This window comes from Marivita sp., assembly GCF_020055675.1.
In the GTDB taxonomy this organism is placed as follows: domain Bacteria; phylum Pseudomonadota; class Alphaproteobacteria; order Rhodobacterales; family Rhodobacteraceae; genus Marivita.
Map to the genome: position 1 here is coordinate 30137 of NZ_JAIPUS010000025.1, position 16528 is coordinate 46664.

The following is a 16528-nucleotide window of genomic DNA, read 5'->3' on the forward strand; positions in this document are numbered from 1 at the left end:
GGGGGGCAAGTCATGTCTCCTGAAGAACGCCAAAAGTGGAGGAACACAATGAAATTTACTGTTTTGACAGGGACCCTCGCGGTCGCTGCCCTTTCGGCGACAATGTCCGTTGCCCAGGATCGCGAAGACTGGCCGGACAGCTTTACCGTCGGCACCGCATCGCAGGGTGGCACGTATTTCGCCTACGGTTCGGGCTGGGCCAATCTCGTGGCCGAGGAACTGGGCCTTTCGGGCAGCGGCGAGGTGACCGGCGGACCGATGCAGAACATGGCGCTGGTCCACACCGGCGACGCGCAGTTCGGCATGACGACGATGGGTCCGGCGGCGGAATCGCTGGCAGGGACAAACCCGATTGCGCCGGGACTGCAGATGACCAATGCCTGCGCCATTTTCCCGATGTACCAGACCCCGTTCTCGGTCACGGCCTTGTCCTCTTCGGGCATCACCTCGATCTCCGACATCCCCGATGGCGCGCGAATCGGGTTTGGTCCGGCGGGCTCCACCTCTGACACCTATTTTCCGCGCATGATGGAAGAACTGGGCGTGGATTTCGAGCGCCGCAACGGCGGCTGGTCCGATCTTGGCGGTCAGCTTCAGGATGGTCTGCTCGACGTGATCGCGTTTGCGGCTGGTGTTCCCGTCCCGGCGGTGAGCCAGCTCGAAGTGCAGACCGACGTGAACATCATCGAGTTCACAGAGCAAGAGCAGGCCGCGATCCTGGACGCGTTCCCGGTCTCGGAATTCGACATTTCGGCGGACATCTATACCACGCTGGAAGAACCGGCACGGTCGGTGTCGATGTGGAACTTCGCCATCGCGAATTGCGATTTGCCGGATAGCTTTGTTCATGCGGTGGTCGATACCGTCATGTCCGACAACGAGCGCATGATGAATATCCACCGCGCCGCCGCGTCAACATTGCCCGAGAACTGGACAAAGAACACAGTGATGAATTGGCATCCCGGTGCAGCCCGCTGGTTCACGGAAAATGCCGGGGCCGAGATTCCCGCTGACATGATCCACGGCGGCTGATCCCGGAGCGCGCCGCCTGCAAGGCTTTGCAGTGCGGACGGGCACCAGAACACCAGGCCGCGCCCCACTTGCGGGCGCGGCCTTTTTTCCACCAGAATTCGGAAAATGCGGTAACGTGCATCATGGCAGAGCCGTTCTTCGGGGGGATGAGACGATGACGGATCCAGGCAACCATCAAGCCGAAGGCAATTTCGAAGGCCCGGTTCTGGCCGACGGGGTCGATGAAGAGGCGATCGAAAGCAATCGGCGGGTCTTTACCGGCTGGTCCTACCTGTTCATGGCCGGGCTGGCGACGTTCTATGCCGCGTTCCACATGATCGCGCTCAACGGGGTATCAATTTCGGACTGGACCGGAATCGAACTGCCGTTGCTGCCACAATTCCCGCTGGAAACCTGGAATTTTCGCATCGTTCACATTTCGGGGGCGCTGGCGCTCGGCTTCCTGCTTTTCTCGGCGCATCGCTTTGTCGAGGACGGGCCGGGGCGAAAGGACACGCGGATCGTCTCGATCCTGTCCATGCTGCTGATCCTTCCAGCGCTCGTCTCCGGCTTCACGGCCATCCGGTTCGGGAACATGATCAATTCGGGCGCCTTGCCGGAAATGGGCGGCCTGACGACCTGGGCTGCCTTTCCCGGGACGGAAATCTATATCAGCGAAGTATGGTGGTTCGGCGTGCCGCTTCTGCTTGCCACGTTCGGGGCCATTGCGCTTGGCTGGATGGAACGGCGGGCGCGCGGGCGTTTTGCCGCCTCGGACGTTGTTCTGGCGGTCTGCGGGATCGTCATCGCGATCTATCTGATCGCCATTTACGGCACTGCCGCACGCAATTCGGTCGGCACGCAGTTTGTTCCCATCGGTGTCGCCTTCGCCGCCACCGCCGGAGCGGCCATGATTCTCGAACTCACCCGCCGCGTTGCGGGGCTGGCGCTGGTCATCATCACCGGGGTTTTCCTGCTCTACACGTTCACGGCGCATATGCTGCCCGGTATCCTTGCCGTGCAGAACGCCTATTCATGGCAGCGTTTCTTCGGCCATGTCTATTCGGACGCGGGTATCCTGGGGCCAACCACCGCCGTTTCCTCGACCTATATCATCCTCTTCATCATCTTTGCCGCCTTCCTTCAGGCATCGAAGGTCGGGGACTACTTCGTGAATTTCGCCTTTGCCACGGCGGGACGGGCACGCGGCGGACCGGCAAAGGTGGCGATCTTTGCCTCGGGCCTCATGGGGATGATCAACGGCACATCTGCGGGCAACGTGGTCGCCACGGGTTCGCTGACCATTCCGCTGATGAAAAAGGTGGGCTATCAAAAGAAAACCGCCGGCGCGGTTGAGGCCGCGGCATCAACAGGTGGTCAGATCATGCCGCCCATCATGGGGGCAGGGGCCTTCATCATGGCCGAGATCACCGGCATTCCATATACCGAGATCGCGGTTGCCGCGATCATCCCGGCGGTGCTTTACTTCGTCTCTGTGTTCTTCATGGTCGATTTCGAAGCCGCCAAGCTGGGTATGCGCGGGATGCGCGAGGACGAGCTTCCCAAGTTCCGCAAGCTAGTGACACAGGTCTACCTGTTCATCCCGATCATCATCCTGATCGCAGCGCTTTTCATGGGGTATTCGGTCATTCGGGCGGGCACCTTGGCGACGGTCGCCGCAGCGGTCGTGTCATGGTTTACGCCGCACCGAATGGGCCTGCGGTCGATCCTCAAGGCATTCGAGCTCGCTGGGATCATGTCGATCCAGATCATCGCGGTTTGTGCATGCGCGGGCATCATCGTCGGTGTGATCTCCCTCACCGGGGTGGGGGCGCGGTTTTCCTCGGTCCTGCTTGACCTGGCCGGGGTGAGCCAGCTTCTGGCATTGTTCTTTGCCATGTGCATCGCGATCCTTCTGGGCATGGGCATGCCCACCACAGCCGCCTATGCCGTTGCCGCCTCGGTCGTGGCGCCGGGTCTCGTGCAGCTTGGCATACCGATGCTGACGGCGCATTTCTTCGTGTTCTACTTTGCCGTTCTGTCGGCCATCACGCCTCCGGTGGCGCTGGCCAGTTACGCCGCAGCGGGCATATCGGGGGCAAACCCGATGGAAACCTCGGTCACGTCCTTCAAGATCGGCATCGCCGCCTTTATCGTGCCTTACATGTTCTTCTATAACAGCGCCCTGCTGATGGACGGGACATGGCCAGAGATCCTGCGGGCAGGCACCACCGCCGCAGTCGGTGTGTTCCTGCTGAGTTCGGGGGTGCAGGGCTGGTTCCTGGGTGGTCGGTCGGCGTGGTTCCTGCGGGTCGGGTTGGTTCTTGCCGCGCTCTTCATGATCGAGGGCGGCTGGATGACCGATCTGGTCGGCATTGGCGCGGCTGTGGTGATTTTCTTCATTCAAAAGGTCCTGCGCCCGGATCCCGACATCGCCATCCCGATACGCGGTGCGGACTGACGGCAGGGCGCGTCCTGAACCGCCTGTTCATCGTGCTGCGCCATGCGGCCGCGCTGGGTCAGGAGAGTCGCATGGAACCGGCAAGGCTCTTTCCTGATCGTCGTCTGGTTACAGTCGATCCAGAACACGCCCAGCCGTTCGGGCCGTATCGGCCCAGGTGGGCAAGTCTTGTCCGGCCGCCAGGGCCGCGTCCGCGTATCTGCAATAGCTGGCCTTGTCCGACAACAGCCCGGCAAGAGCCTTGGCGAAGGCCGCGTCATCGTCTGGTGCAACCAGTTGGCCGGCCGCGGCGGGCACTGTATCCGGGACGGCGCCCGACCGACAGCTGACAACCGGCAGCCCCTGCGCCAACGCCTCGTCAAAGACCAACCCATAGCCTTCGTAGCGTGTGGCGAGCGCGAAGATGGAGGCTTTCGCGTAGAGGCTGGCAAGCTCGGCCTCAGAGAGGTACCCCGCAATCCTGACCCGCGCGCCGAGGCCCAAATCCTCGTGCAGACGGGCCAGGTCCGCAGCGTGTTCGGCATCGTAAGACTTGCCGGCGATCACGGCGGTCCAGTCCAGATCGACAAGGCGCGCGAGCGCCTTCAGAAGGACATCATGGCCCTTGCGGGGATGCAGGATGCCCACGGAGAGGATCAAGGGCGGCGTGATCGGCATGCGCATGCCAGTTGGCTGGTCAGCCCCCGGTCGAACGATGGTGATCCGCTCCGCAGCAACATCGTAGGAATCTGTCAACACGGCAGCCGTGGAAGGGCTTGGCACGAGCACGTGGTCGACATGAGCGAGGTTCGCGCGTTCGGTCCGAAAGAGGTGGTCACGGCGTGCGTCGTCCAACCCGGTTTCCAGCGCCAGCGGATGGTGCACCATCGCCACGCTGGGCACGTGCAGGGCGGCCAGCGCGTCGGTGTCCAGTGTCGCAGAGACGAAGCCGTCGAGGATCAACACCCGGTCGGAGCAGAGCGCATTTAGCTGCGCGATGGCATCGGACATATCGCCGGCACCCGGGTCTGGAAACGTCGTTCCGAGGCGCAGATGCAGGACGTCACGGCCTTGTCCCCGCAGGCCCTCAAGCAGGCGGCGCTCGTAAATGAATCCGCCCGTCGGGGTGGTTATGTCACCGGGTATCGCAAAGGCTGCGCGGCGCAGGCTCATGCGAGTTGCTCCGGCGCATAGATCGCCAGCACTCGCCGTTCCACTGCGCCCACCAGACCATAGCCAAACGCCGATAGCGCCGCCACCAGAACGACAGACGCCCAAAGGACATCATAGTCCGAAAGTGAGGCGGAAAGCGCCATGAGGCTCCCGATGCCGGACCCGGTGGCAAGCCATTCGACAACTGTCACCGCGAGAACCGAGGCAGGCACCGCCATACGCGCTGCTGCGAAAAAGGCCGGCAGCATGGCCGGGATGCGAACCCGGAGCAAACAAGTGAGCGGTCCTGCAGCGTAGCTGTCAAAGACGGACATGACCTGAGCCGGAGCCTGTCTCAGCCCCTGAAGACAGGCCACGAAGGTGGGAAAGAAAACCATGATCGCAACAAGCACGATCGTGCCCAGGGCGCCTCGTCCGATCAGCAGCACGACCAGTGGCGCGGTCGTGACAATGGGAACGGACCGCAGCGCGATCGCCAGCGGCATGGCCGTGCCGACAATGGCTGGGACCAGGGTCAGCAGCATTGCAAGCAGAGCACCGGTCACGAGCCCGGCAAAGTAGCCCGGTATCAGGAAGATCGCGCTTTCCATCAGCGCCATGCCGATGGTGCCCCGCGTCGCCGCGGCATCCGTTGCAAGAAAAAGCGCGTCGAAGACATCTTGCGGACCCTTGGCGAAGAAGGGGTTCAAATCGAAAAGCCAGATGGACCCGGCCCAGCTTCCAAGCGCCAGAAAGAGCACAAGGCAGATGTCGATCCAGCCATCCTGGTATCGCCGCCCGGTTGGTGCAGGCGTGGCAAGGATCACCGGCGGGTCATCCAGCAACACGCGGCGGGCCAGCGTACCGATCGCGAGATAGACAAGAACGGACACGGCGGTCGCCACGGTCGCAAGGCCCCACGTCATCTCGACATCGAGGGCGCGGATCGCGCGGATCGTAAGAACCCCCATGCCACGCTCGGCACCTGTGAACTCGCCCACCATCGCCCCCAGAAACGCCGCTGGCGCAGCGATCTGCAGCCCGGCGAAAAGGTAGGGCAGAGCAGCCATGGACCGCACATGGACCAGCGTGGAGATGCGCCCCCGCCCGTAGCTGCGCACCAGATCAAACCAGCTTTCCGGTGCGGCGCGAAGGCCGATCAGAAGCGGGATGAGCGTGGTGTAATAAACGGCGAACGCGGCCAGCGTGATCTGTGGACCGGGACCGGGCCCGAACAACACCCGCAGGATCGGACCTGTCGCCACCAAGGGCAAGCAGAAGACAAGAAGCGCGAGTCCGGTGATCACACCCTCGCTGCGAGGCCAGACCAGCGCGATCCCGGCAAGCCAGATCGCGGCGAGATTTCCGATAACAAAGCCGGCGGCTGCATTGCCGAGCGTCACGCCAAGCGCGCGCGTCATGAGCTGCCAGTTCGCAACAAGATAGTGCAGGACCTCGCTGGGCGCGGCCAGAACGAAGGCGTCGGTCAGGACGCGCGCCGCAATCTCCCACCCCGCGAGCACGGCAAGCAGACCAAGAACAGGGCCGACCGCCGCCCGTCCGCGCCGGTTGATTGTTGGCGCCATCGCCGTGTCCAGGGCCGTTTGGGTCATTGCGCTGCCAGGAACGCGGCGCCATCTGCCATGCCTTTCGACAAAGCGGCAAACACACGGTCGGTCAGTGCGATAACGTGATCGCTGCGGGCAGCGTCTCGGGTACGGGGGCGCGGCAGGTCGATTGCGATATCGTCGACGATTTCGGCAGGCCGTGGCGACAGGACGATCACCCGGTCGGACAGCAGGACCGCCTCGCTGACCGAGTGGGTGACAAGGATCGTCGTCGTTCCTCGCGCTTCCCAGATGCGGGGCAAGTCCTGCGACAATTGCTGCCGTGTCAGTTCATCGACCGCGCCGAACGGCTCATCAAGCAGCAGTAGGCCCGGGTGCGTGGCCAGCGCGCGCGCGATGGCTGCACGTTGACGCATGCCGCCGGACAATTCTGCAGGGCGTGTGTCCGCAAACCCATCGAGGCCGACCAGGCTGATCAACTGGTCGATTTCGGACGGCTCTGCCCGGCGCCGTGCGAGTTTCAATGCAAGGTTGATGTTCCCGCGCACGCTCCGCCATGGCAGAAGGGCAGGGTCCTGAAACGCCATCGACAGCCCCGCTTGCCGCCGTGTTGCCAGCGGCGGCGCCCCGGCGATGCGCACTGTTCCGGCGCTCGGGCTTTCGAGCCCGGCCACCATGCGCAGGAGGGTCGACTTCCCACATCCCGATGGCCCGACCAACGCGGTCGTCTGGCCGGCCTGGAATGTCAGGTCGATTGGTTGAACGGCCCTCGTTCCGCCCGCGAAGGTCTTGCTCAGATCGGCGCATAGCACCTCTGGTGGGGGCGTCAGGTCACGTGCCATGGACCTCTTCGAGGATGGACCGGTCCCAGAGGTCCGGTGTGACGGTCTGTCCCAGAAGACCGAGCGTTTCAATATTGGCGGCAACTGTCTCGTCGGTCCACCAGCCAAACCCGTTGGCGTCTGTGAGCCCGGAGAACATCAGAGGGACCTGACGCGCAGCCTGAAGCATCTGGGTTTCCAGGTCGAGGCCCGCGTCGGGATGCATTTCAAGCGTCAGCCGGGCCGCTGCATCTGTGTCGCCGCGATAGGCCTCCCAGCCGCGCGCCTCGCCGGACATCAGCGTGACAAGTTCGTCCCGCCGGTTGGCCAGGCTGTCGTCGGTGGCGATATAGGTCTGCGAGTGTACCGCGTAGCCGTGGTCGGCCATCAGCATCGTCAGGCTCTCGACACCCTGCATCGCCATGGAGACGGGCAAATCGGTTTCCCAACACAGCAGGCAGTCCACCTCACCGGCCAGCAGAGGCTGGGCCGAATACTGGGTCGGAACGATTTCGATGCCGTCGATATCAACCCCGTTCAAGGTGCAAAGCGCCTCAAGCACCGGCGTGTTTGCCAATGCCATGCCGATCCTTTTGCCGACCAGATCGGCGGGTTCGTTCACGGGATTGTCCGGCAATGACGCAATTACGAACGGGTTCTTTTGCATCGCAACGCCGATGATCTTGAAAGGCGCCCCCTGATTGATGGCGGCGGCCGTGTAGTCGGCAGCCGAGATGCCAACAAGCGCTGTACCGGACACCACAGGCGGCTCGACCGGCGCGTTTGGTCCGCCGGGCAGAAGAGAGACCTCCAGGCCGTTTTCCGACCACCAGCCGCGATCGAGCGCTATGTAACTGCCTGCGAATTGCGTGGAATGCAGCCAGGACAGTTGCAGGCTGACAGTGGTTTGTGCCAGTGCAGGGCGTCCGGTCGCCAGGCCAAAGGCGCCAGCACCCAAGGCTGCCGTGCCGGCGCCGAGCAAACTACGGCGGTTCAACGTCGGTCCCATCATCATCTCCCAATCGCTTTTGCCAAAGATAGATTTCACTTGAAGGGAAGCAAGGTGACGGTCCGTGGCGGATCGCCCCCGACCTGTCAATTCGGTGTCTTTTGCCTCGTTTCGTGCAGCTTTGCCGGCGGTTTGACCCAAACCAGAAGAAAGCCTGGTAAAACTGTTGCGATCAAGACGAGTCCAAAAGCGACGCTCGCCGCCAAGCCGTTGCTCGCAGTCGCCCCGGCAACCGGAAACAACGCTGCCGCCGCACCCTCGCGCAAGCCCCAGCCAGAGATCGAGATCGGGATTACCATGGTAAACAGGATCAGCGGCACAAGGCCGGCAATGGCTGCAATGCCAAGGTCCACGCCGATAGCGCGCGCGCAAACGGCGAAGGCGGCAAGATTGCAAAGCGTTGTGCCCAGGCTCAGCAAGATTTGCCGGGTCAAAGCAGGACGGGCTGCGACCGACTGTAAAAAGCTGGCCCGGATCTGCCGGGCTGCGAGGCCAACCGAACCGGGCAAGTAGAATGCCCCCTGCACAAGCAAGGGCAGGCAAAGGCCGATCATCAAAAACAATGCCACCGGCACAATGAGCCACCGGGGCCATTCCAGTCCGCCCGGAACGACCAGCGTCGCAACAAAAGACACGCCAAGCGTTGCGAACAGTGCCATCTGACCGGTCAGACGCTCGAAAACGACCGCCTGTCCGGCCGCCACGAGACCCCCTTGCCCCCGGGAGCGCACGGCACGGTTTGCATCGCCGATGAAACCGCCCGGCAAGGACTGATTCACCACTTGCGAGATATAGTATTCCGCCAGCGCCTGACCGGTGCCAAGTTCGATACCCAATCGGCCCGCCGTGAGCTGCCAGCGTAGCGCCGACAAGAAGGTCTGAACGCTCAGCAGGATAACCCCGAGTGAAAGCCAGCCCCAGTGTGACGCCGCAAGACTGCGAGCGGCCTCGGGCCCGTCCGCTGCCCGCCAGATCAGGGCGAGCAGGCCAAGGGTGATCCCCACCTGCCCGAGCTTGACAAGCCACCGGGGGATTTGCAGCCCAAGCGCGCTCAACTGTCCGGTCCCGCAGCAATCGGACCTGAATACGCATCAAGGATGAGATCCCGCATATCCGCCATTGACCGCACCCCGAGTGTCTCCACCGGGATCAGCCCCTCGGTCCAGCCCCAGGGCTGAACGGCGGACACCAGCGTCTGCGGCCCGATGACGTGCACCGGCACGTCGGGCCTCTCGTCGCGTGCGACAAAGCCGGCGGCCTGGTGATCGCCGACCACGAAAATCAGGGGCGGATCCTCGGCATGACGCGCCGCGTAGTCGAACACGACGCGAAGCGCATAATCCACAGCCCTCCGATATTGGTCCCGCACCCGATCGCGATCGCGCCAGACGACCTCGGGGGGATCGCCTGACAAGGCCATGGCCTTGAAAAGACTGCCGTCTTCGATCTCGTCCCAATCCACCAGGTCTGGTACCGGCACCCAAGGCGCATGCGACGATCCGAGTGCGAGTTGCACGAACAACGGCCGGTCGGCCGTGTCGTTTCGCAACAGCCGGTCGAGCGCCGCGAAGGTGAATTGATCGGGCATGGTCACCCAATTGAAGGGGGGGCCGGCATAGCCAAGATCGTCGGCCGCCAGGATTGTCTCGAAGCCCATCAGCGCGGCTTCCGGCCATTCGAGGGTAATTTGCGGCATCACCGCGGCGGTATGAAACCCCGCATCCGAGGCGAGGTGGAAAAGCGATCTGCGTTCGCTGGCAAGCGCGGCACCATAACTTGTCTGATCCGCGATCCAGAGCCCGTTCGACAGGGTTGCATGGCTCAGCCAGCTTTGCCCGCCGCGCGTCGGTGCTTTCAGCAGCCCGGACTTCATGGACAGGCCCAACGCGCCAAGCCGGTCCTGCGCCGACCTCAGCGTGGCACGATGGGTGTCCGCGTAGATGGGTGTATCTAGGCTTGCCCGGCCATAGCTTTCCACGAAGACGATCAAGACGTCTCGGTCGATCTTTTCCAGTAGATCCGCACGGGTCGCGTAGGGGTCGTTTGCGGCCGCTGCTTTGAAATTCCGCAAATCGGTTAAAGTCGCATGCGTCATTTGGATCCGCTCTGCCGCCACACGTGCGCTAAAGGCGGCACCGGGCGGCGAGACCGGAAGGCTCCAGCGCCCCATGGCCTCGCCCACTTGAGCAGTGGCGATACCGGCAAAAAGGATGGATGCCGCGGCAAGCCCCCGGGCCACGGGCGCAGGTGCGGCAATCCGTGTCCAGACCGCGCTTGCCCACCACATGGCCCGCACCACGAGCACGGCTGCTGCCAATGCGGCCAAAACGGCCCCGATGGTGAGAACCGTACCCATGGCCCCCGTCGACAGCCGCAGGCCCGCCGTGACCAGCGGCAGGTCGGCCACCGGATTGAACCCGCGGCCCAATGCCGTGAACATCGCCAGATCCGCTGTCTTCAGAATCGCGATTGTCGCAAGGATCGCCACCAGCACGCCGCGCAGGACGACATCCCGGCCGGCGGCCGGGATCGCCGCCAAACCCAGCAGGATCACGGGCAGTTCCAGGGGAAACACGAAGAGCGCAGCCCAAGTCATTGCCGCCGGGTGGTTCGGCTGGATCAGCAAAACGTGAAAAAGCAGGCCTGCCAGACCCAGCTCCGTCAGGATTCGAATGACGCGACGCGTCATCTTCGGTGCCGCCAGAGCCACAACAGGTCGACCGCGAATGACCATGCGATCATGGCCAGGACCAACGGTACCAGAGGCAGCGCAACAGCCTCAGGCAGGATCGGTGCCTGAAGCGCGATCAGGGCGGCCAGTTGCGCCACGCACACGAGCTTGCGGCTAAAACGCTCCGGCAAGTCCCGCCGCATCCAGGGGAAAAACCATCCCCCGCTCGCGAACAGATATCTCGGGACACCCAGCAGAATAGCGGCTGGTCCGACAACGCCAGTCGTCGCCGCGCTGATCGCCAGGATCAGAGCCAGGGCGGAATCGACTTCCATGTCGAAACGCGCGCCGAAGGCGGAGGCATTGCCGTGTCGCCGGGCGAACCAGCCGTCGATGCCGTCCAGCGCCAAGGCGACAAGCGCGACGGAAAAGACGACCCATGAAGGCCCCACGCCGGCCACCAAAGGTCCCGCCAGTGCCATCGTCAGGGCAAGCCGCGCCAGCGTGATTGCATTGCAAACGCCCAGGTGCGCGTGGGGGTAACTGCGTTGCAAAGCCCGGCCCGAAACCATCGCCCCGGTGGCGAAGCACGCAAGTGCGACACCGCCCGGGACAGGCCCGACAGCGGGCATCAGCATGGTCAGCAAGACGATACCCGCAGCCAGCGCAACGGATGTTGCCGCGAATTCGGTGACCGGGTGCCGGACGACGGACTGGGATTGCGCCGGCGTCTGCTGGCCATTCTCTGCTCTGACATATGCCATGGGTAGAACATTGGGCCGTTGCCTGAACAGTCAAGCCCGGCTGCCGACCCTTGAAGCGCTGAGGCCAGACGCTAATCTGTTAATTTGGTTTTTGTTTCTCACCGGTCTGGAGACAGCTCGTGTCAGGCCCCGCCTTCCAGTATCGTCGACCCGCGCGGGTGCTCCATTGGACAATGGCCGTGCTGGTCATTGCCATGATTGGCGCGGGTGTGCTCATGGTGCAGCCGGATTTGGACAGGTCGTTGCAGAACGGGCTGTTTATGTTTCACAAGAACGTGGGCGTGCTGCTGCTGTTTCTCTTGATCCTGCGTGCGCTCTATCGCTGGAGGCATCCGCCGGCCGCGCTTCCCGATGATGTGCCCGGCTGGCAGAGGCAGGCCGCCGGGCTGTCCCATGTTTCGCTTTACACTTTGCTTTTGGCAATGCCCATCGCGGGCTACATCCGGGTGAAAGCCGGCGGATTTCCGATCGAGACGCTGGATTGGCTCGGTATCCCGTCGCTGGTGCCGCGCTCGGATGCCGTGGCAGAGACGGCAAAGGTCGTTCACTACTTTTCCGGTATTGCCCTTGGCGCGTTCATTGTCCTGCACATCGGCGCCGCCGCCTATCACGGCATTCTGCGCCGGGACGGCGTTTTCTCGCGCATGTGGCCCCCGTTTGCCAGACGGCATGGATAGCGCATATTGTCAAAACAGGCGTTCGGGTTAGCTAGATTTAACTAATCCTGCCCAATCCAACGGGAGGGCTCGCGAACCGCCATGTCGCTTCAAGAACAACGTTTGGGTGTGGTTGCCACGAAGCCGCCTTGGCATGGTCCACGGGTCATGGTGGCGGCACTGTCACTTGGCATGACGCTTGCGATTGTTGCGATCTTCGCAGCCAACCTGACCGACTGGACACCGTCTGCGGTCATCGCGCTGCCCCTTGTCGCCCTGACCGCGATCTGGATTTCGGGCGGCGCGGCGCTGGCGCTCCTCGGTTATTTTTTGCCTCCGCCGTATTCTGCAAAGGTGCCTGCGCATTGGCGTCCGAATTCCCGGTCGGCGATCCTCGTCACCCTGTGCAAGGAAGATCCGCAGCCGGTGGCCGCGTACCTGGAGTCTCTACACGACGGGCTGGAACGCTGCGGGCTGTCGGAGGCCACTGAAATTTTCGTCTTGTCGGACACGTCAGGCGCAGGTCTGGTCGCTCGGGAAGAGGCGGCCCTTCTGTGCCGGCAGGACGCGGGCGTTCTGACGTACCGGCGTCGCGGCAACAACCTCGGCCGCAAGCCCGGCAACATAGGTGAGTGGGTCGACACCCATGGTGCGCGTTTCGATCACATGCTGATCCTCGACGCCGACAGCCGTATCACCCCGGGCCGCATCGCCCGCATGATCTGGCATATGGAGCGGACCCCGGATCTTGGGCTCTTGCAGGCCGGGATCGGCCTGCTGCGGGGAAGGACACGCTTCGGCCGCCATCAGCGAATTGCGTCGCGCCTTCTGACGCGGGGCTTCGGCCGAGGATTTGCCGCCTGGAGCGGTGAGAGCGGCAACTTTTGGGGCCACAATGCAATCGTGCGCGTGGCGGCGTTCCGCGTCGCCCGCACCCTGCCAGAATTCCCGGGCAATGCCCCGTGGGGCGGCATGATCCTGAGCCATGATTTCGTCGAGGCCGCGTGGATCCGGCGCGCTGGCTGGGCTGTGGCGCTGGACCCCGACACCACTGGAAGCGCCGAGGCGGCGCCACAGACCATCGCCGAGTTTCATGCCCGCGATCGCCGTTGGTGCCAGGGCAATCTTCAGCACATCCGCTTGCTGACTGAACCGGGGCTTGATCCGGTCAGCCGCATGCACCTGATCATGGGCGTTCTCAGCTACCTTGTGGCTCCGATCTGGCTGATCGTCGTCGCGCTTGTGGCCCTTGGTGACGTGCCGGTGGCGGGGGGGCTGCCCTTGGCAGTGGTGGCGGGCGTCCTGCTCATGCCCAAGCTCTGCGCGCTGTTCGACCGCTGGCAGGCGGCCCGGACGGCGCGGCGGCGCGCGGTGATGTTGCGCGCCTCTCTGGGCGAGCTTGCTCTTTCGACCGTCATCGCGCCGCTCGTGATGCTGCGGCAAACGGGTGCGGTGATCGCCGTCTGTCTTGGTCGCGATTGTGGATGGAAGTCATCTCAGGGCGCGAGGTGGCGGCTGCGACCCGGCCTTGGCGAAGCGTCAGTTGGCTGGAGCCTCGTGGCGCTGGCCATACCTGCGGCGGGGCCGTCCGCGATCTGGCTCGTGCCGGTGGCCCTGCCACTCTGCTTCGCCCCGCTGATCATCCGCATGCTGGATGCGCCGGCCTGATGCGGCGGCGCAGCTTCATGGCCGGGGCCGCTGCATCGGCGCTGCTGGTTCCGCGCGGACCGCGCGCTGGGCCGGCTCCCTCGCTTCTGGACAAGGCGCGGCGCCTTGGGTCCCGCCCGTTCGCGAATGAATCGCCATCTTTGCCAGCGCCCTTCGCTGGCTTGAGCTATGATGCCTATCGCGGCATCCGACCTGTCCCGGGGCGCTCGGCCTTACTTCCGCACGGCCCCGATTTCGCCTTCGATCTCCTGCCGCCCGGCTTGTTCTTTCCGGACCCGGTGCGCGTTGAGGTGGACGAGGGCAGCGGACCTGCGCCCGTGACCTTCGCGCCCGGTCTCTTTGAATTCGATGACCGCTATTTCGAAGATGTGCCCGCAGCCGCGCCGGGTGCGGGGTTCTCGGGATTGCGGCTGCGCCATCCTCTGAATGCGCCGGACCGCTTCGACGAAGTTCTGGTGCTGCAGGGGGCGAGCTACTTTCGCGCCATCGGTCAGGCGATGGTCTACGGCTTGTCTGCGCGCGCCGTGGCCCTGGGGACAGGCGGCCCGGAGCCAGAGGAGTTTCCGCGCTTTACCCATCTGCTGCTGCATCCGGCACCCGGCGGCACGGTCCGAATCGAAGCGGTCCTCGACAGCCCGTCGCTGGCCGGACATCTCGACATGACCCTGCGCCCCGGGGCGGACACGGTGACCGAACTTGTTGTCACGCTCCTGCCTCGCCGGGACATCAGCGATATCGGCGTTGCGCCGCTGACTTCCATGTACCTCAAGGGGCCACTTCGTAGCTCGGTCAGCGATGATTTCAGGCCAAGGGTCCACGACAGCGATCTGCTGCTGATCGAAAACGGCGCGGGCGAGCAGCTCTGGCGACCCATTTCCAACCCCGCCCGGGTAGAGACCTCGGCATTTCTGGACGATGGGCCTGTCAGTTTTGGCCTGTTGCAAACCAAGCGCGACTTCGCGGATTTCGAGGATACAGAGGCGCGCTATCACGCGCGTCCTTCGGCCATCGTGCGTCCGATCGGGGATTGGGGGCGCGGCGCGGTGATGCTTGTCGAAATTCCCGCGAACGACGAGTTCATGGACAATATCGTCGCCTTCTGGCGGCCGGCTGCGCCGCTCTTGTCCGGCAGAGAGTACCGCTTCGCTTATGCCATCACCTGGACGCAGGACGCACCGGAGGCCGGCACCGCACGCGCCATTGTCCAGACCCGGAGTGGACGCGAACATGATCGTCCCGGCGCCCGTCGTTACGTCATTGATATCTCGGGCTCACCGGCGGGGGTCATGCCGAAAATCACGGGCCCCGCGGCGGTGGATGTCGAGGGGATCAGCGTTTTTGCCCTGCCGGGGGGCGATGCGACGCGGCTGACTTTTCTGCTTGTGCCCGGAGACATCGACGCCGCCGATATCCGCATCCTGTTGCGCGACGCTCGCAGCCCCCATTCCCCGTCTGTCTGGGTCCATCGCTGGACCCGCGCGCGAGATGGCGGTGTCTAGGGTCCGGACCCTGAGTCAACCAGGTGCATGGACTTCGATTTCGGCCCGCAGCGGTCGGTGGTCCGAGGCGATGCGGATCCCCGCACTGTCCAGCGCCCGAGCGTGCAAGACACGGGCGCCGCCGGCGCCGAGGACGCGATCCAATGGCAGGAATGGACGGCGTACCGGAAACGTGGCCGGCGCAGGACCTGTGTATCGGTCCCCCAGAATGGAACGCGACAGCGCGGCACCGCTCCAGGGGCGCCATTCGTTCAAATCGCCACACAGGACAGTTGGCCGCGCGGGCCTGCGACACAGATGCTGCCCCAGCGTCCGCATCTGCGCGATCCGCAGCACCTGCGACAGCGACAAATGCGTTCCCACGACCCGCAGCGCGCACCCGTTGCTGCGGAGCTCGACAATGACGGCGCCCCGGTGGCAATAGCCAGGCAAGTCGATAATCGTGACGGATTCGACATCGATCGCTTGTCCAGCCAGGAAAAACACCCCGAGAAAGCCGTGACTTTCGCTGCCCCAACGGCTCCAAGTCTCCCGTTGGATATGACGCAGGCCCGTGCGCGACTCGATATCCGGAAGATCGAGGATGCCCCGGTGCGGCACTCGTTCTTCGTCAGCTTCCTGGAGAACGACAAGGTCGGCTGGCGGCGCAACCACGTCCCGGACCAGAACATCGGCCGTTCGGACGGGATCGATCACGCCGTCCTGGCCACGTCCCCGATGAATGTTCCAGCTGATGATCGAAAGGCGGGTCACAGGTTTATCCGGTACCAGTCCATGCGCCGGTGTAAAACCTCAATGGACCCGCCTTACTCTCGTTCCTGTGCCGTGCTCATGTCATGCGGCGATCTGTTCGAGGGGATGTCCGGACGCCATGAACTGCTGTCGATTCACTCGGCTGCTGCGTAGGAGCCGTCTTCGCGATGCACCTCGGTGCCCGTGACCGGCGGGTTGAAACAACAGGCCATCACCAGCTCTTCGTCAGCCACGAGGGTGTGTTTGTCGTGCTGATCGACTTGCAGTTACCCATATGTCTCCGCTGGCGGTGTTTCTGCGATGCGCGCGCCTTCGACAAGGTCGGCGAGGCGAGAGAGGCCGCGCCATATGACGGTGGTGCCTGGTGGCGCATCGGAGCTGCGATCGAGATAGCCGCCGAGCCGCGCGATGCTCCTGATATAGAAATCGAGGTCGCGCGGGAGCTTCTGCTTGCTTTCTGGCGTCGTGCGCTCGAGCAGTTGGCGTTCGACGTTGGTGAAGACGGCAGCAGGCGAT

General features: G+C 63.8%; 14 protein-coding genes and 1 pseudogene. 5 read left to right on the top strand and 10 right to left on the bottom strand.

Annotated elements, in window-relative coordinates; all coding sequences use genetic code 11:
* The first annotated feature begins 48 nt into the window (after window positions 1-48).
* The gene (locus tag LCF59_RS14170) at window positions 49-1032 is read left to right on the top strand and encodes a TAXI family TRAP transporter solute-binding subunit (RefSeq protein WP_292288265.1); all 984 of its coding nucleotides are present in this window, start codon (window positions 49-51) and stop codon (window positions 1030-1032) included.
* A 154-nt stretch (window positions 1033-1186) separates the two neighbouring features.
* On the top strand, window positions 1187-3472 hold the full coding sequence (locus tag LCF59_RS14175) for a TRAP transporter permease (RefSeq protein ID WP_292288266.1): 2286 nt from the start codon (window positions 1187-1189) through the stop codon (window positions 3470-3472).
* A 108-nt stretch (window positions 3473-3580) separates the two neighbouring features.
* Here the strand turns inward: LCF59_RS14175 and LCF59_RS14180 are convergent, their stop codons facing one another.
* The 7 genes from LCF59_RS14180 to LCF59_RS14210 form a co-directional block, all read right to left on the bottom strand.
* A complete protein-coding gene (locus LCF59_RS14180) occupies window positions 3581-4624 on the bottom strand; it encodes a glycosyltransferase family 4 protein (RefSeq protein WP_292288267.1) in 1044 nt (347 codons plus the stop codon).
* Window positions 4621-6216, bottom strand: a complete 1596-nt coding sequence (locus LCF59_RS14185) for an ABC transporter permease (protein WP_367273412.1) — start codon at window positions 6214-6216, stop codon at window positions 4621-4623. The genes LCF59_RS14180 and LCF59_RS14185 overlap by 4 nt, the downstream gene beginning before the upstream one ends.
* On the bottom strand, window positions 6213-7013 hold the full coding sequence (locus LCF59_RS14190) for an ABC transporter ATP-binding protein (protein ID WP_292288268.1): 801 nt from the start codon (window positions 7011-7013) through the stop codon (window positions 6213-6215). Before LCF59_RS14190 ends, LCF59_RS14185 begins: the two co-directional genes overlap by 4 nt.
* On the bottom strand, window positions 7003-8001 hold the full coding sequence (locus LCF59_RS14195; RefSeq protein ID WP_292288269.1) for an ABC transporter substrate-binding protein: 999 nt from the start codon (window positions 7999-8001) through the stop codon (window positions 7003-7005). The genes LCF59_RS14190 and LCF59_RS14195 overlap by 11 nt, the downstream gene beginning before the upstream one ends.
* A gap of 86 nt (window positions 8002-8087) precedes the next feature.
* Window positions 8088-9056 carry a lysylphosphatidylglycerol synthase transmembrane domain-containing protein gene (locus LCF59_RS14200; protein ID WP_292288270.1) on the bottom strand — a complete coding sequence of 323 codons (969 nt, stop codon included), beginning with the start codon at window positions 9054-9056 and terminating at the stop codon, window positions 8088-8090.
* The gene (locus LCF59_RS14205) at window positions 9053-10690 is read right to left on the bottom strand and encodes a sulfatase-like hydrolase/transferase (protein WP_292288271.1); all 1638 of its coding nucleotides are present in this window, start codon (window positions 10688-10690) and stop codon (window positions 9053-9055) included. The genes LCF59_RS14200 and LCF59_RS14205 overlap by 4 nt, the downstream gene beginning before the upstream one ends.
* Entirely contained in the window at window positions 10687-11436 is a 750-nt protein-coding gene (locus LCF59_RS14210) for a CDP-alcohol phosphatidyltransferase family protein (RefSeq protein ID WP_292288272.1), read from the bottom strand. Before LCF59_RS14210 ends, LCF59_RS14205 begins: the two co-directional genes overlap by 4 nt.
* Before the next feature lie 119 nt (window positions 11437-11555).
* Here LCF59_RS14210 and LCF59_RS14215 point away from each other — a divergent pair, with 119 nt between their 5' ends.
* The 3 genes from LCF59_RS14215 to LCF59_RS14225 all read left to right on the top strand — a co-directional run bounded on the left by LCF59_RS14215 (window position 11556) and on the right by LCF59_RS14225 (window position 15259).
* A complete protein-coding gene (locus tag LCF59_RS14215; RefSeq protein WP_292288273.1) occupies window positions 11556-12113 on the top strand; it encodes a cytochrome b in 558 nt (185 codons plus the stop codon).
* 81 nt (window positions 12114-12194) lie between these two features.
* On the top strand, window positions 12195-13760 hold the full coding sequence (gene mdoH / locus LCF59_RS14220; protein WP_292288274.1) for a glucans biosynthesis glucosyltransferase MdoH: 1566 nt from the start codon (window positions 12195-12197) through the stop codon (window positions 13758-13760).
* On the top strand, window positions 13760-15259 hold the full coding sequence (locus tag LCF59_RS14225) for a glucan biosynthesis protein (RefSeq protein WP_292288275.1): 1500 nt from the start codon (window positions 13760-13762) through the stop codon (window positions 15257-15259). Before mdoH ends, LCF59_RS14225 begins: the two co-directional genes overlap by 1 nt.
* A gap of 15 nt (window positions 15260-15274) precedes the next feature.
* Here LCF59_RS14225 and LCF59_RS14230 read toward each other — a convergent pair whose 3' ends face one another.
* The 3 genes and pseudogenes from LCF59_RS14230 to LCF59_RS14240 all read right to left on the bottom strand — a co-directional run.
* Window positions 15275-16012, bottom strand: a complete 738-nt coding sequence (locus tag LCF59_RS14230) for an endonuclease/exonuclease/phosphatase family protein (protein WP_292288276.1) — start codon at window positions 16010-16012, stop codon at window positions 15275-15277.
* 134 nt (window positions 16013-16146) lie between these two features.
* Window positions 16147-16272: pseudogene (locus LCF59_RS14235) on the bottom strand (ectoine synthase); the annotation flags it as partial.
* A 6-nt stretch (window positions 16273-16278) separates the two neighbouring features.
* Window positions 16279-16528 (bottom strand): IS4 family transposase (locus LCF59_RS14240; RefSeq protein WP_292288277.1); only part of this gene is annotated, 250 nt, incomplete at its 5' end.

Bases quoted from the DNA above. Each gene is read 5' to 3' on its own strand.
- LCF59_RS14210 (WP_292288272.1), bottom strand. From the start codon at position 11,436: ATGGCATATGTCAGAGCAGAGAATGGCCAGCAGACGCCGGCGCAATCC.
- mdoH (WP_292288274.1), top strand. From the start codon at position 12,195: ATGTCGCTTCAAGAACAACGTTTGGGTGTGGTTGCCACGAAGCCGCCT.
- LCF59_RS14170 (WP_292288265.1), top strand. From the start codon at position 49: ATGAAATTTACTGTTTTGACAGGGACCCTCGCGGTCGCTGCCCTTTCG.
- LCF59_RS14185 (WP_367273412.1), bottom strand. From the start codon at position 6,216: ATGACCCAAACGGCCCTGGACACGGCGATGGCGCCAACAATCAACCGG.
- LCF59_RS14225 (WP_292288275.1), top strand. From the start codon at position 13,760: ATGCGGCGGCGCAGCTTCATGGCCGGGGCCGCTGCATCGGCGCTGCTG.
- LCF59_RS14205 (WP_292288271.1), bottom strand. From the start codon at position 10,690: ATGACGCGTCGCGTCATTCGAATCCTGACGGAGCTGGGTCTGGCAGGC.
- LCF59_RS14180 (WP_292288267.1), bottom strand. From the start codon at position 4,624: ATGAGCCTGCGCCGCGCAGCCTTTGCGATACCCGGTGACATAACCACC.
- LCF59_RS14175 (WP_292288266.1), top strand. From the start codon at position 1,187: ATGACGGATCCAGGCAACCATCAAGCCGAAGGCAATTTCGAAGGCCCG.
- LCF59_RS14195 (WP_292288269.1), bottom strand. From the start codon at position 8,001: ATGGGACCGACGTTGAACCGCCGTAGTTTGCTCGGCGCCGGCACGGCA.
- LCF59_RS14190 (WP_292288268.1), bottom strand. From the start codon at position 7,013: ATGGCACGTGACCTGACGCCCCCACCAGAGGTGCTATGCGCCGATCTG.